Annotated in this window: 17 protein-coding genes; 12 read left to right on the forward strand and 5 right to left on the reverse strand. The window is 38.8% G+C overall.

From position 1 onward, the window contains the following. Window positions 1-3: 3 nt before the first annotated feature. The 6 genes from mtnN to COD92_RS04660 all read left to right on the forward strand — a co-directional run bounded on the left by mtnN (window position 4) and on the right by COD92_RS04660 (window position 3,987). Window positions 4-699, forward strand: coding sequence for a 5'-methylthioadenosine/S-adenosylhomocysteine nucleosidase (gene mtnN / locus COD92_RS04635; protein ID WP_098529906.1), 696 nt, complete (start codon window positions 4-6; stop codon window positions 697-699). 17 nt (window positions 700-716) lie between these two features. Then, window positions 717-1,640: a PLP-dependent cysteine synthase family protein gene (locus COD92_RS04640; protein WP_098529907.1), complete on the forward strand. Its 924-nt coding sequence runs from the start codon at window positions 717-719 to the stop codon at window positions 1,638-1,640. 1 nt (window position 1,641) lies between these two features. After that, window positions 1,642-2,775: a bifunctional cystathionine gamma-lyase/homocysteine desulfhydrase gene (locus tag COD92_RS04645; protein ID WP_098529908.1), complete on the forward strand. Its 1,134-nt coding sequence runs from the start codon at window positions 1,642-1,644 to the stop codon at window positions 2,773-2,775. A 142-nt stretch (window positions 2,776-2,917) separates the two neighbouring features. Beyond that, on the forward strand, window positions 2,918-3,172 hold the full coding sequence (locus COD92_RS04650) for a YrhC family protein (RefSeq protein ID WP_098529909.1): 255 nt from the start codon (window positions 2,918-2,920) through the stop codon (window positions 3,170-3,172). A 512-nt stretch (window positions 3,173-3,684) separates the two neighbouring features. Continuing rightward, window positions 3,685-3,825 (forward strand): YrzI family small protein, encoded by a 141-nt coding sequence (locus COD92_RS04655; RefSeq protein ID WP_098529910.1) that lies wholly within the window; start codon window positions 3,685-3,687, stop codon window positions 3,823-3,825. Window positions 3,826-3,846: 21 nt separating this feature from the next. Then, complete coding sequence (locus tag COD92_RS04660) at window positions 3,847-3,987, forward strand: YrzI family small protein (protein ID WP_098529911.1); 141 nt, start codon at window positions 3,847-3,849, stop codon at window positions 3,985-3,987. Between the two features lie 474 nt (window positions 3,988-4,461). On the opposite strand, the gene COD92_RS04665 is transcribed toward COD92_RS04660, so the two are convergent. Further along, a complete protein-coding gene (locus COD92_RS04665) occupies window positions 4,462-6,261 on the reverse strand; it encodes a M3 family oligoendopeptidase (protein ID WP_098529912.1) in 1,800 nt (599 codons plus the stop codon). 116 nt (window positions 6,262-6,377) lie between these two features. Continuing rightward, window positions 6,378-6,542 carry a hypothetical protein gene (locus COD92_RS31800; RefSeq protein WP_176541172.1) on the reverse strand — a complete coding sequence of 55 codons (165 nt, stop codon included), beginning with the start codon at window positions 6,540-6,542 and terminating at the stop codon, window positions 6,378-6,380. A 224-nt stretch (window positions 6,543-6,766) separates the two neighbouring features. Here COD92_RS31800 and COD92_RS04670 point away from each other — a divergent pair, with 224 nt between their 5' ends. After that, entirely contained in the window at window positions 6,767-7,723 is a 957-nt protein-coding gene (locus tag COD92_RS04670) for a F510_1955 family glycosylhydrolase (protein WP_098529913.1), read from the forward strand. A 75-nt stretch (window positions 7,724-7,798) separates the two neighbouring features. Here COD92_RS04670 and sigK read toward each other — a convergent pair whose 3' ends face one another. Further along, window positions 7,799-8,512: an RNA polymerase sporulation sigma factor SigK gene (sigK, locus tag COD92_RS04675; RefSeq protein ID WP_098529914.1), complete on the reverse strand. Its 714-nt coding sequence runs from the start codon at window positions 8,510-8,512 to the stop codon at window positions 7,799-7,801. 173 nt (window positions 8,513-8,685) lie between these two features. Further along, the gene (gene pssA, locus COD92_RS04680; RefSeq protein ID WP_098529915.1) at window positions 8,686-9,225 is read right to left on the reverse strand and encodes a CDP-diacylglycerol--serine O-phosphatidyltransferase; all 540 of its coding nucleotides are present in this window, start codon (window positions 9,223-9,225) and stop codon (window positions 8,686-8,688) included. Window positions 9,226-9,355: 130 nt separating this feature from the next. Here pssA and COD92_RS04685 point away from each other — a divergent pair, with 130 nt between their 5' ends. Then, the gene (locus COD92_RS04685; RefSeq protein WP_098529916.1) at window positions 9,356-10,138 is read left to right on the forward strand and encodes a phosphatidylserine decarboxylase; all 783 of its coding nucleotides are present in this window, start codon (window positions 9,356-9,358) and stop codon (window positions 10,136-10,138) included. Window positions 10,139-10,218: 80 nt separating this feature from the next. On the opposite strand, the gene COD92_RS04690 is transcribed toward COD92_RS04685, so the two are convergent. After that, a complete protein-coding gene (locus COD92_RS04690; protein WP_098529917.1) occupies window positions 10,219-10,359 on the reverse strand; it encodes a sporulation histidine kinase inhibitor Sda in 141 nt (46 codons plus the stop codon). A 484-nt stretch (window positions 10,360-10,843) separates the two neighbouring features. On the opposite strand from COD92_RS04690, the gene COD92_RS04695 reads away from it, so the two are divergent. From COD92_RS04695 to yhbY, 4 genes are read left to right on the forward strand one after another with little or no spacing between them, the layout of a single operon-like run. Further along, complete coding sequence (locus tag COD92_RS04695) at window positions 10,844-11,359, forward strand: YqeG family HAD IIIA-type phosphatase (RefSeq protein WP_098529918.1); 516 nt, start codon at window positions 10,844-10,846, stop codon at window positions 11,357-11,359. A gap of 3 nt (window positions 11,360-11,362) precedes the next feature. Then, on the forward strand, window positions 11,363-12,469 hold the full coding sequence (yqeH, locus tag COD92_RS04700; protein WP_098529919.1) for a ribosome biogenesis GTPase YqeH: 1,107 nt from the start codon (window positions 11,363-11,365) through the stop codon (window positions 12,467-12,469). Between the two features lie 32 nt (window positions 12,470-12,501). Next, a complete protein-coding gene (aroE, locus tag COD92_RS04705; protein WP_098529920.1) occupies window positions 12,502-13,335 on the forward strand; it encodes a shikimate dehydrogenase in 834 nt (277 codons plus the stop codon). Further along, on the forward strand, window positions 13,335-13,625 hold the full coding sequence (gene yhbY, locus COD92_RS04710) for a ribosome assembly RNA-binding protein YhbY (RefSeq protein WP_098529921.1): 291 nt from the start codon (window positions 13,335-13,337) through the stop codon (window positions 13,623-13,625). Before aroE ends, yhbY begins: the two co-directional genes overlap by 1 nt. The last annotated feature ends 6 nt before the right edge of the window (window positions 13,626-13,631 follow it).

The raw sequence follows: 13,631 nt of genomic DNA on the forward strand, positions 1-13,631 counted from the left end.
TATATGAAGATCGCAATTATTGGAGCAATGGAAGAAGAAGTAACCTTACTACGAGATAATATTAAGGATCAAACACAAGAAACGGTTGCGGGCTGCGAATTTACATTTGGTAACATGCATGATTCAGAGGTCATCTTACTGCGTTCGGGCATTGGGAAAGTAAATGCGGCGATGTCGACGACCATCCTGCTTGAAAAATATAAGCCCGATTGCATCATCAATACCGGTTCAGCAGGAGGCTTTAATCCTTCTTTAAACGTTGGGGACGCCGTTATTTCAACAGAAGTCCGTCATCATGATGTCGATGTAACTGCCTTTGGATATGAATATGGCCAGGTACCTCAGCTTCCTGCTGCTTTTTTAGCGGATGACAAATTAATTTCTGTTGCTGAATCTGCGGCAAAAGAACTTGATAAGTTTCAAATTGTTAAGGGACTAATCGTAACAGGTGACTCCTTTATGGAAGACCCGGCACGGGTTGAGTTCGTTCGGTCGAAATTTACGGACCTTCAGGCGGTGGAAATGGAAGCTGCAGCGATTGCGCAAGTCGCCCACCGTTTCGGGGTTCAGTTCGTCATTATTCGTTCGCTTTCCGACATTGCCGGAAAAGAGTCTGAAATCTCATTTGATCAGTTTATCGACAAAGCAGCAACTAATTCTGCTACTTTGGTTATGAAAATGGTAGCTGCATTAAAATAGTACTTAGGGGTGGAGCAATGCAGTTTTACAAAAACGTCCATGAATTAATTGGGCATACACCTATGGTTGAAATTACACAATTTTCTTTGCCTGAAGGCGTTCGTATTTTTGCAAAGCTTGAATTCATGAACCCAGGGGGAAGTGTCAAGGACCGGCTTGGAATTAAACTTTTAGAAGAGGCGTTTTCAAGCGGGAAACTATGGTCTGGCGGTACTGTCATTGAACCCACTGCTGGAAATACCGGAATTGGTCTGGCGCTAGCCGCGATTAATAAAGGAGTACAGGTCATTCTGTGTGTACCAGAGAAATTTAGTATCGAGAAACAGGAATTAATGAAAGCACTGGGAGCTAAGGTCGTTCATACTCCAACAGAACAGGGGATGAAGGGAGCAATAGCTAAAGCTGACGAGCTTTTAAAAGAAATCCCGGGGTCTTATTGTCCACGGCAATTTGGGAATCCGGCTAACCCTGAAACATATTATAAAACACTTGGGCCTGAAATTTGGGAACAAATGGATGGGAACGTCCATATTTTTGTTGCCGGGGCAGGCACTGGCGGAACCTTTATGGGGACCGCCCGGTATTTAAAAGATCAGAACCAAGCAGTTAAGACTGTTATAGTGGAACCAGAAGGATCTATATTGAATGGCGGAGAGTCCGGACCTCACAAAACAGAAGGAATTGGGATGGAATTTTTACCAGCCTATATGGATTCCGCTTATTTTGATGCGATTCATACCGTTTCAGATGTTAATTCCTTTCGTCTGGTGAAGGAATTAGCTATGCAGGAGGGACTGCTTTGTGGGAGTTCTTCAGGTGCAGCCTTCTATGCAGCCTTAGAGGAGGCAAAGACGGCAAAAGCAGGGACCAATATTGTGGTTATTTTTCCGGACGGCAGTGAACGTTATTTAAGTAAGAAGATTTTTGAAGGAGGCATATAGCTTGAAACCGAAAACAAGATTAATTCATGGCGGTATCAGTGAAGACCCTGCAACTGGCGCTGTTTCTTTCCCAATTTATCAGGTAAGTACGTATAAACAGGAGGGGGTTGGAGGGCACAAGGGCTTTGAATATTCCCGGACCGGAAATCCTACTAGACATGCGTTAGAGGAGCTTATAAAGGAAATTGAAGGCGGTACAGCAGGTTTTGCTTTTGGCTCCGGAATGGCGGCGATTACGGCTGTATTCATGCTGTTTAACAGTGGGGACCATGTCGTCATCACAGACGATGTCTACGGTGGGACGTTCCGTGTATTGACGAAGGTATTAAAGCGCGTTGGTATTGATTCAACCTTTGTAGATACTAGCAATTTGGAAAATATTCAACGTGAAATTCGTCCAAATACAAAAGCAATTTACATCGAGACACCGACCAACCCGCTCTTAAAGATTACCGATATTGAAGCAGCAGCAAAGCTGGCAAAGGAAAATAATTTGTTAACAATCGTTGACAATACTTTTTCCACTCCTTATTGGCAGAATCCGCTTGAGCTCGGCGCAGATATTGTCCTTCACAGTGCGACAAAATATATTGGCGGCCACAGTGATGTGGTGGCTGGGTTAGCGGTGGTAAACAGCGGCAAGCTTGCTGAAGACCTCCATTTTGTTCAAAACTCCACTGGCGGTGTTTTAGGGCCGCAGGATTCATGGCTATTAATTCGTGGGATTAAAACTTTAGGAATTCGTATGGAGGAGACGGAAACGAATACGAAGGCGATCGTCGCATTTCTACAAACCCATCCTAAGGTCAACAAAGTATTCTACCCAGGCCTTGAAACCCATCCTAATCATGAGATTGCCAAAAAACAGGCAAGAGGGTTTGGCGGCATGGTTTCCTTTGATGTTGGCAGCGGGGCAAATGCAGATCTAATCCTTAGCAGAATTAAATACTTTACCCTTGCAGAAAGCCTTGGAGCCGTCGAGAGCCTAATTTCCGTGCCAGCACGTATGACACATGCTTCGATCCCAGCTGAACGAAGAGCCGAGCTAGGCATCACAGAAGGCCTAGTCCGAATCTCTGTAGGCATCGAAGACGTTGAAGACCTAATCGAGGACCTAACTCAAGCATTAAAATAAAGATAATACAGCAAAAGGTGACAGGCACCATGTGAAATTTTCACATGGTGCCTGTCACCTTTTCTAATATTTACATACTGTTTAGCTGCTATATCTGTGGTAAAGTAGGTTAGTAGATTTTAAGAAAGACAGGTGATAAGTAGTGAAGCAGCAAACCAAGATGTTGTATGAGAAAATGGTCGATTTTAAACGTTTCGGAACTGTCTTATTGGCTGTTGGAATCTTTTTTTATTTAGGTGTTATTATTCCGGTTGAAGCAAAAACTGAACTTGCACAAAATTTGATGGTCCTTTCTTCCACATCCTTTATTGCTTTGTCGATTTTGTTTTTTATTCAGTACAAGCAATGTCAACTAAAGCTGTTAGAAATCGATGATAACGAAGATTTAAATAATTAAACGCCAGGCGCACCGATTCTTTTGTCGGGGCGCCTTTTTACGTATTTTAAGAGGGCAATTTCCTTATTTATAAAAAACTTTCGAAAAATGGTTTACAAAGTTAGTTAGTATGGATATAATTACCATATAAAGTGAAATATTCCAAAGGAGGTCGAAGAAAATGATGTTAAATAGAACAGTTTACTCAAGCGCTGCAACAGCGAGAACAAGTATGAAAACTGTATATCTAAATATCACTCATTCGACCAGATTGGAATGGATCGCTTAGCGTATCATTTGCGTAAAGTGACAATACATATCCATGCCGCAGGGAGAATGACGCCTTGCGGTATTTTTGTGCCTAAAATTAGGCTCTGGCCGCAGGGAAGCTCTTTCTGCGGCCTTTTTGTGCCCTTTTTACGAGCCATTTGGATATGTGGTGCATAAGGTAAAAATGCAGGCATTGGACAGTATCATCTTATCTTTGGTTTTGGGCTGTCATTTAGAAATTTTATTTAAGGAGGTGGTTGTACATGACCCTGAATATTCTATTTTTCTCGATTACCATCAAAAAAAGAAATGTAAGTTTGGAGGAAGCCGCTAACCAGGAAATGATTGAAAAACTTTATGAAGAACACAAAAATCGTCAAATATCCATGCACCGCTATATGTAAACAAAAAGGAAGTGAAACAAAATGACTCTAAATATTCTGTTTTTAACCATTACAATCCGTAAACGAAAAATCAGCACCGAAGAAGCTGTCCATCAAGAAAAGGTTGAAAAGCTTTATGAACAATACAAAGACAGACAAATTTCTATGTATCGAAACATTTAGAAATAACTATTAAAAATTATACAAAGAAAGGTGGTTTTTGATATGATGTTTTTTCTAATGCAAGGACGGGGAGCAAGCTTATGGGGTATGAAGGATACCACCTAGTCGAGGAAGAAAAAATAGGAGGTAAAATCACGATGCCACTGCACACTATATTTTTATCATTAATATTTAAATTGAAGAAAACAAACAAAAACACCAATTCGTAATGATTCATATATTAGCCATGCTAGTAAACCACATATCATTGTTAACAAAATGTTCATTATTCCCTGAGATTGGTACTGTGAAAATATGATAAATTCAAATTAGAAAATAACAGATCTCTAAGGGGTGGAGAACATGTTTATGGTTGTGATGGCTCTCATTATTACAGGAGCAATTGGATGCGTAATTTCAGCTGAGATTAGTGTAGAATAATATAAAAAAATGAGCATTGGCTAAATAAAGCCGATGCTCATTTTTTTATCTCGATTATTTCTTTTCCGTTAATTCGAGGAATTCATCGATATCAGCAAGACAAGTACCCACGGCTTTTTCCCAAAAGTCTTTTTGGGTTAAATCCACTTGTAAATGTTTTTGGGCCAAATCCTCTACCTTCATGGAGGCAGTGTCTCTTAACAGAGCCATATATTTTTCCTCATATCCTTTGCCCTCTTCAAGGGCCTGTGCATAAATGCCCAACGAGAAAAGGTAGCCAAATGTATAAGGGAAGTTATAAAACGGTACATCCGTGATAAAGAAATGGAGCTTCGAAGCCCAAAAAAGTGGATGATATTCTTCTAAAGCATCACAGTAAGCCTCTTTCTGTGCTGCCAACATCAATTCACTAATTCGATCTGCAGTGACAGTCCCAACTTTCCTTTCCTCATAAAAACTCGTTTCAAACAAGAAGCGAGCATGGATATTCATAAGAAGGGCAACTGTCCGCTGGATTTTATCATCCAATAGAACAAGCTTTTCTTCTTCGTCCTTAGCATTTTTAACAGCTGCATCTGCCACAATCATTTCGGCAAAGGTTGAGGCTGTTTCTGCCACATTCATGGCATAGTTGCAATTGAGAAATGGGACTTCTCTCATTGCATAGGAATGAAACGCGTGACCAAGCTCATGGGCGAGTGTAGAAACATTCGATGGCGTACCGGAGTAGGTCATAAAAATCCGCGATTGTTCGTTCTCTGGAAGATATGTACAAAACCCTCCCGGTGCTTTCCCTGGACGGTCCTCTGCTTCAATCCATCGTTCCTCAAAAGCATTTTTCGTAAAGGCCGCGAGCTTTTCTCCAAAAAGGGCAAAGTTCTGTTCAATAAATTGGGCCCCTTCTTGGTAAGGTACCTTTGTTTCCGTTTTTCCGTATGGAGCATCTAAATCAAACCAGCTTAACTTCTTAAGTCCGAGGAGTTTAGCCTTGCGCTCCAAATAATCAACAAGCTTTTGTTTATGCTGCGAAATAACTGACCACATCGTTTCCAATGTTACTTTTTCCATCCGGTTAATGCTGAGCGGCTCTTGTAAGACATCTCCCCAGCCTCGCTTCTGGTAAACACTTAAACGGAATCCTGCAAGATGATTAAGTGTTTTGGCGAGAATGTCGGCTTGGTTTCCCCAGGCTTGTTCCCAATTTTTAAAAACAGCAGCACGAATCTCGCGGTCGGGGTTTGAGAATTTGTTAAAAGCTTGTCCGACGGAAAGCTGTTGTTCCTCACCGTTTTCGCTAAAGGGAACTTTTATTTTACTAACTATTAAATCATAGAGTTGGCCCCAGCTATGATAGCCGTCAACTTCAAGGGTGCTGATTAAGGCTTCTTCTTCTTTTGAAAGTTTCTCTTTAGCCTTTTCTCGGCTCTTCGATAAAACAAAGCTAAATTCTTTCAACGGTTCTGTGGCAACTAACTGCACCCAGACTGTGTCATCAATTGTGGTGAAGTGATGGTCCAGTGAACCTATTGCTGTTTGAAATACGGCTCCCAAACTTGTTATTTTTGCATCAAGAGAGTAGGCCTTTTTATCTTTTGTGTTTTGTGCTAATAGACAGCCAATAAACGCTCCAGCATGAGTTAACTTCTTTGCGGCCTCTTCTAAATCATGTAATAGTTCCTGCAGGTATTGGCTATCCTCCACTGAATTAAGGGGTGTCCAATTGTTTACCTTTGCTTCAAACTTTTTAATACTTTCTTCCGTTTGAACGATGAACTTTTGTAATTCTTCTGAATCACTTCCTCTAGGGAAAAATACATCAAGATTCCATATTTCTGAATATGTATTGACTTTCATGTTTGTACCTCCTCAAATATGTACTTCTTCATTATAATCCATTTATCAAAAAATTCTCTTACTTTGCACTATATAAAAATGGCTTATGCAGTGAGCACAAGCCTGAAAATATACTCTCAACAAAACTGTGTATACCACCACCAGCCACCAAAGATTAATAAGAGAACGAATAAGATGATGATAACTGCAATCCATATCCCACCGCCACCGTAGCTATAAGGAACAGGGCAGGCAGGATATGGGGCTGGGTAACCGTAGGGATATGAATAACCAAATGGCATCTGAATCACCCCTTTGCCCTTTTATATTAAGGTATGAGCACTACTATTAACTGTATAGGCAAACGTGTATGTCCCGCTATATACAAATAAAATTTAGAGAGAAATTACGGAAAGCGGTTTTCCAGTGGAAGATTATTTGACAACCGTATGAGGAGTGGGGTATAAGTGGATGGATAAGGATTCCTAACCAAATATCTCATATTTTAATATTATAGGAGGAAAAAATGAAGCTTACGATTAAAACGTTTTTTGTTTTTCTTTTAGGAGTGGTGCTGGTTACATCAGGCTGCTCCAATAAGAGTCAGGTGAAAGAAGAAACAAGTTCGAAAAATAAAGCTGCTTTTCAAATCGTGGATGCAGGTTCCATAAGCTTGAAAAATATCCGCGGGATTGGCTACCCGGGCAACGATACTGCCCTATATATTGCCGGAAATGATGGACTAAAACTTTATAAAGATAAAAAGTGGTACAAAACAACGGCAAACCAACATGACTATATTGGTTTTCAAGCTGTTGATACAGGATTTATCGCAAGCGGTCATCCGCAAAAAGGCTCGGGTTATAAGGATCCGCTCGGTCTAATAAAAAGTGTCAATAAGGGAAAAATCATTCAGAAGCTGGCTTTTTATGATAAAGCTAACTTTCATTTTACTGCGGCTAGTTACTCCGGAAATGGACTTTATGTCATTGGGGAAGCGCAAAGTGATGAGGTAAGTTTGGGTGTAAACTATTCTACTGATAACGGGGACACTTGGAAAAAAAGTGCACTTAAAAATTTTAGTGCAGATTCAATGGGGATGATGGCAGTTCATCCGACTAACGGAAATACAATGGCGATGTCAACAAGATCTGGTATCTATTTTTCAAACGATAACGGGAATACCATGAAACTGATAACAGGACCAATCATGGTGACGGCATTAACCTTCAGCGGGGATTCAATCCTTTTTTCTAGTGTCGAAAATGAGAAAATTTTATTGAAAACAATTCTCCCTTCTACTGGTGAACAGGCTGATTTGATTATTCCGTTTCTTGATTATGATAACCCCATTACCTATTTGGCTGTTAATCCAAAGAATACTAAGCAGCTGGCCTTTACTACATACAAAAATGATTTATATGAATCCACTGATGGCGGGAAAACATGGAACAATTTATTGAAGGACGGTAAAAATAAGTAAACTCAAACCAAAAGAGCAGGAGGAGAACTCCTGCTCTTTTGGCTATGCCATATTCTATTCATCATGATAAAAACTTTATCTTTTCTTCCGATCTTTCTCAGCACGGTAAAACTCATGGAACATTTTCATCAGCGCTCGTTTTTCAATCCTTGATACATAGCTTCTTGATATACCTAGTTCCTTCGCAATTTCCCGCTGCGTTTTTTCTTTTTTTAAATCCAGACCGAATCGGCCGATAATCACTTCCTTTTCCCTGTCATCTAGCACTTCAATATACTTTTTTATTTTTTCAAGTTCCATGTTAAGTTGAATGGTATCCACTACATCTTCAGATTCTGATTTTAGTACGTCAATTAATGAAATTTCATTGCCCTCCTTATCCTGACCGATCGGGTCATGCAGAGAAACATCCTTTTTTGTTTTTTTGAGCGCTCTAAGGTGCATTAGAATCTCATTTTCAATACATCTTGCTGCATAAGTGGCGAGTTTTGTGCCTTTCCCTTCTGAATAGCTCTCAATTGCTTTTATTAATCCTATCGTTCCAATGGAAATTAAATCTTCTGAATCCTCGCCGGTGTTTTCGAATTTTTTTACGATATGGGCAACAAGGCGTAAATTGTGTTCGATTAACATATTACGTGCGTGCGCATCCCCTTCTGCCATTAACCGTAAGTACTTTCTTTCTTCTGCTGCAGAGAGGGGTTGAGGAAAGGCATTATTTTTTACATAAGAAACAAGAAATAAGAATTCCTTCATTAAATATCCGAGAGCTGTTAAGATTCCAGTCATCTACATCCACCCCCGTGCTTTTTTGGACTCTAGCCCTTTTATTAATTCCTATGAAGAAAACAAGAAATTGTGTCTGTCCTGATAATTTTATTTACAAAAAATAAAAATGACCTATCTAGCGAGCCACTAGAAAAGGTCAGATTTGTTTGGATTTAGATTAAGCGAATTTTTTCTTATACTTTTTTCAGTTTAAAGGAGCTAACCATTAGAAATGATAAAATAATCATAATAAATAAGAACGTTTGTGAGGGGAGGTAAGGAATTGCCAGATAACTTAAAGTTGCAAGGCAGCCTGCTGCTGTAATCGGTAATCCTGTAAAATAGCCATTACTCTCTGTGATGTTAAACCGTGCTAATCGAAAGGCACCACAGCTAATGTAAAAAACGGTAAAAAATGAACCTGGTCCGCCAAATTCAAATAAAATTCCTTGGTATAGTAATAGTGCTGGTGCGACTCCAAATGATATAATATCACTCATGGAATCCAATTGTTTCCCTAATTCTGATTCAATATTAAACTTTCGGGCGATCATGCCATCAAACCGATCGGCTAGGGCTGCAATAAAAATGAGTAATAAGCTTAAGCGTAAATTTCCATGCAGGCCAAGGACAATTGCAAATCCACCGAGTGAAAGGTTTGTTATAGTAATAACATTTGCTGTTTGGGATTTCAGTTTTTTAATTGTGTGATCCAATACATCTAATAAAAACATTCTCCACACCACTCCTTTTTTTTAAAAACAGAAGGGAATTATACTTTTTTAGGTTATTCTATATTATTTAATTCTACGGGTTTTATGTCATTGCGTAAAGAGTATTTTTACACTATTTGGGGGTATTATCATGTTACAGGGTTTATATCGTCTGTTAATAGAATTGACCAATGGAAGGTGGACATCAGGGGTTTTAAAAAAGTTCGCTCGTTCACGAGTTAGTCGGTTTGTTGTCCCGTCGTTTGCAAGGATTTATCAAATAAATCTCGAGGAAATGGAAAAAGGGCTGTCTGATTATCCAACATTGCACGATTTATTTGTGAGAACGCTAAAAAAAGAAGCAAGAAAGATTGATCCCCAAACGGACACTGTAGTCAGTCCTGTCGATGCCGTTCTGGAAGACGTTGGAAAAATCAAAGAAACAAGTGACATCATGGTAAAAGGGAAAACTTATTCTATCGGTGAGATGCTGGGGGATCCTGATATTTTGTCCAAATATCTTAATGGTACATATATGATTTTATATTTAAGTCCAAGCCATTATCATCGCATCCATAGTCCTGTCAATGGAACTGTTACCAAACAATGGGAGCTTGGTTCGAAATCCTTCCCTGTTAATAAATGGGGATTGAAATACGGTCGGGGGACCCTTTCAAAAAACTATCGCGTCATAACTGAAGTGAAAACAAATTATGGACATGCAGCCATTGTTAAGGTTGGAGCAATGTTCGTAAATTCAATTGAGACGACTCATAAGGGCAGTGAACTAGAAAAAGGCAGGGAAATGGCTTACTTTAGTTTTGGTTCGACAGTTGTCCTGTTATTTGAAAAAGGGATCTTTCAAATGGACAAAACACTTCATACTCCACAAGAGCTTAAGGTTGGGGAAAGACTAGGAATACTTGTAAAGTAGTGCAAAACGGCGCTTTTTAGCGCCGTTGTTATTTTTACTCTATATAAAAAGAAAAGCCCTTAAAGGGCAGAAAGTTAAGATTAAGAAGATTTTTTGATTTTATTGAATAAAGAACGTCGGTGAATCTCAGACTCAATGAGACCAATAAATTCTGGGCTTAAGTTTAATTCTCTTGCTTTAAAATATGATTCGATTAATAATTCATCTGACAGTTTCCGCATGTCAGAATCCACCTCCGATTTAAAATAAAATGGTTCTATTATATAAGAACAAAGCATAAATTGGTAAGTTCAATAGCTGTAACCTAAATCTACCAAATTTATTCCTTTAGAACAATCGTTCTCTTTATCCACAGATTGACGTGGATAACTTGTGATTAATTTGTTTATAAAGTAACAAAATGTAAAGGTTTCAATGGGTATAATGTTAATAAGGTTATCCACAAAGCAGCTAAACAATGGGTTTTGTCGAAAAATATTTATTTTTAATTTCGTGAAATCAGTAATTCCTTTAAAATTAACAGAAAGTAATCGTATTTGAATCTCATGTTTGTCGATATTTGAAGGATAATAAGAAATAAAGTAATTTTGCGCCCTTTCACTTTTCTTTTGAAACGAGGGAGGAAATTGGTTATGATGGTACAAGAAAAGAAAATGGTGGTTGTTCATCCAACATTTTATTTAGAACTAATGAGGTGTACGCTTAGTGTTAAAACAATTTTTACCAAATGAACATGTGAAAAGCATTCTTGATATTTCACCTGAAGAATTAAAAGCAAGAGGGATTAAGGGGATTATTACCGATTTGGATAATACCCTTGTAGAATGGGACCGCCCCAGTGCTACTCCACAATTAATCCAATGGTTTGATGAAATTAAAAAACATAATATCCTGGTAACCATTGTTTCTAATAATAATGAAGAAAGAGTAAAGTTTTTTTCAGACCCTCTCAAAATACCGTTTATTTATAGAGCACGGAAACCTATGGGACCGGCGTTTCACAGGGCAATACAACAAATGGGAATAAAAAAGGAAGAAGCAGTTGTGATTGGCGACCAATTATTAACCGATGTCCTTGGGGGAAATCGGAGCGGATTTCATACGATTTTGGTTGTGCCTGTTGCCTCGTCTGATGGTTTTTGGACGAAATTCAATCGGTTTGCGGAACGAAGAATTTTAAATTGGTTCCGTAAAAAAGGGATGCTTCAATGGGAGGATTAATCTGTGAGTGATCAACAATATATTTGTATGGGCTGTGGTATAAAGGTCCAAACGGAAAACCCAAACGAAATTGGTTATGCTCCTTCTTCTGCTTTGGAGAAAGCGACCATTATTTGCCAAAGATGTTTTCGGTTAAAACACTATAACGAGGTTCAAGACGTAAACTTAACGGATGATGATTTTTTAAAGATTTTAAATGAGATTGGCAAGTCTGACGCCCTCATTGTCATGATTGTAGATATCTTTGATTTTAACGGGAGCTGGCTTCCGGGCTTGCACCGATTCGTTGGTAACAATAAGGTAGTCCTTGTGGGAAATAAAGTCGATTTACTGCCAAAATCTGTGAAGCATGCCAAGTTAGTTCAGTGGATGAAGCATGAATCAAAAGAACTAGGGCTCAGACCGGAAGAAGTATTTTTAGTAAGTGCTGCTAAAGGACTAAATATTGGAGATACGGCCGCAGCCATTGATGTTTTGCGAAATGGAAAAGATGTTTATGTGGTCGGTTGTACGAATGTTGGAAAATCAACATTTATCAATCGAATTATTAAAGAGGTAACCGGTGAAGAGGACGTTATCACCACCTCTCATTTTCCTGGTACAACATTAGATATTATCCAAATCCCGTTAGATGATGAAAAATTTTTAATTGATTCACCCGGAATTATCAATCACCATCAAATGGCGCATTTTATTAACAAAAAAGATTTGAAAATCATCACACCTAAGAAGGAAATAAAGCCAAAAGTTTTTCAATTAAATGAAGGCCAAACCTTGTTTTTTGGGGGATTGGCACGTTTTGATTATATAAGCGGCGGCAGAAGATCCTTTGTTTGTTATGTATCCAATGAATTGAATATCCATCGGACGAAAATAGAAAATGCTGACGATCTTTATGAAAAGCATCTAGGGGAATTGCTGACACCACCAGGACCAGAAGATTTAGAATTTTTTCCGGAGCTAGTCAGACAAGAATTTACTGTCAAGGAATCCAAAACAGATATCGTTTTTTCGGGTCTTGGCTGGATTACCATAAATGAGCCTGGGGCAAAAGTGGCTGCCTATGTGCCAAAGGGTGTACAAACTTTAATGCGAAGATCATTGATTTAGTATAGAAAGTGTTAATAGGGTGGGGGAAATAGATGAAAAAGTTATTTGGAGTATTGGGGAACCCGATTGGCCATTCGATGTCACCGGTTATGCATAATGATTTGTTTTCTCTTTATAATATCGATGCAGAATATCTTCCTTTTCTAGTACAGGAAGATGAATTAAGAGATGCGGTAAATGGATTAAGAGCACTGGGAGCAGGTGGATTTAATGTCACCGTTCCTCACAAAAGCAGCATTATTCCATTTCTTGATGAAGTGGATGAGTTAGCAGCCAGTATTGGTGCTGTTAATACAGTTATCAATAAAGATGGAAAATTGATAGGCTACAATACCGATGGTCTGGGGTTTTTAAAAGGGTTAGATGCCTATTTAACCAAAATTGAAGGTCAAAAGATATTGGTAATTGGAGCAGGTGGTGCAGCTAGAGCTATCTATTTTACTTTAGCGAAAGAAAAACCGATGCAGATTGACATTGCTAATCGCACACTTGAAAAAGCTGTTCAACTCATTGAAGAGTGTCCATACTCCATTTCCTCAAGGGCTCTAACCTTAAAGGATGCCAGCAGTGAATTAGGTGAATATGACTTGATTATTCAAACGACCATGATTGGTATGGAGCCAAATATCACGGAGCGGCCCATAACTCTTGAATATCTAAGAGAAGATTCCGTTGTCTGTGAAATCATCTATAACCCGCTTGAAACAAGGATTTTGCGTGAAGCAAAGAGCATAGGGGCAACGGTTCAAAACGGAATTGACATGTTTGTTTATCAAGGGGCTCTAGCCTTTGAAAAATGGACAGGGATATTTCCAGATATAAAAAGAATGAAAGAAAATGTGTTGGGACAACTAGGAGGAAAATAATGCTAACAGGTAAACAAAAAAGATTTTTACGGTCAAAGGCACATCATTTAGATCCGATCTTTCAAGTAGGGAAGGGCGGGGTAAATGAGAACATGATTAAACAAATTGCCAATGCGCTTGAAGCCAGAGAACTTTTTAAAATAAGTGTTCTGCAGAATTGTGAGGAAGATAGAACAGAGGTAGCAGAGCAGCTGGCAAACGGTACTGGAGCAGAAATCGTTCAAATTATTGGAAACACGATTGTCTTGTATAAAGAATCTACAGAAAAGAAAACAATCATTCTTCCCTAAAAAAGT

The organism is Bacillus sp. AFS037270 (assembly GCF_002585305.1).

Coding starts and splice junctions, on each gene's coding strand:
- mtnN (WP_098529906.1), top strand. CDS start 4: ATGAAGATCGCAATTATTGGAGCAATGGAAGAAGAAGTAACCTTACTA.
- COD92_RS04640 (WP_098529907.1), top strand. CDS start 717: ATGCAGTTTTACAAAAACGTCCATGAATTAATTGGGCATACACCTATG.
- COD92_RS04655 (WP_098529910.1), top strand. CDS start 3,685: ATGACCCTGAATATTCTATTTTTCTCGATTACCATCAAAAAAAGAAAT.
- COD92_RS04660 (WP_098529911.1), top strand. CDS start 3,847: ATGACTCTAAATATTCTGTTTTTAACCATTACAATCCGTAAACGAAAA.
- COD92_RS04665 (WP_098529912.1), bottom strand. CDS start 6,261: ATGAAAGTCAATACATATTCAGAAATATGGAATCTTGATGTATTTTTC.
- COD92_RS31800 (WP_176541172.1), bottom strand. CDS start 6,542: ATGCCATTTGGTTATTCATATCCCTACGGTTACCCAGCCCCATATCCT.
- COD92_RS04670 (WP_098529913.1), top strand. CDS start 6,767: ATGAAGCTTACGATTAAAACGTTTTTTGTTTTTCTTTTAGGAGTGGTG.
- sigK (WP_098529914.1), bottom strand. CDS start 8,512: ATGACTGGAATCTTAACAGCTCTCGGATATTTAATGAAGGAATTCTTA.
- pssA (WP_098529915.1), bottom strand. CDS start 9,225: ATGTTTTTATTAGATGTATTGGATCACACAATTAAAAAACTGAAATCC.
- COD92_RS04685 (WP_098529916.1), top strand. CDS start 9,356: ATGTTACAGGGTTTATATCGTCTGTTAATAGAATTGACCAATGGAAGG.
- COD92_RS04690 (WP_098529917.1), bottom strand. CDS start 10,359: ATGCGGAAACTGTCAGATGAATTATTAATCGAATCATATTTTAAAGCA.
- aroE (WP_098529920.1), top strand. CDS start 12,502: ATGAAAAAGTTATTTGGAGTATTGGGGAACCCGATTGGCCATTCGATG.
- yhbY (WP_098529921.1), top strand. CDS start 13,335: ATGCTAACAGGTAAACAAAAAAGATTTTTACGGTCAAAGGCACATCAT.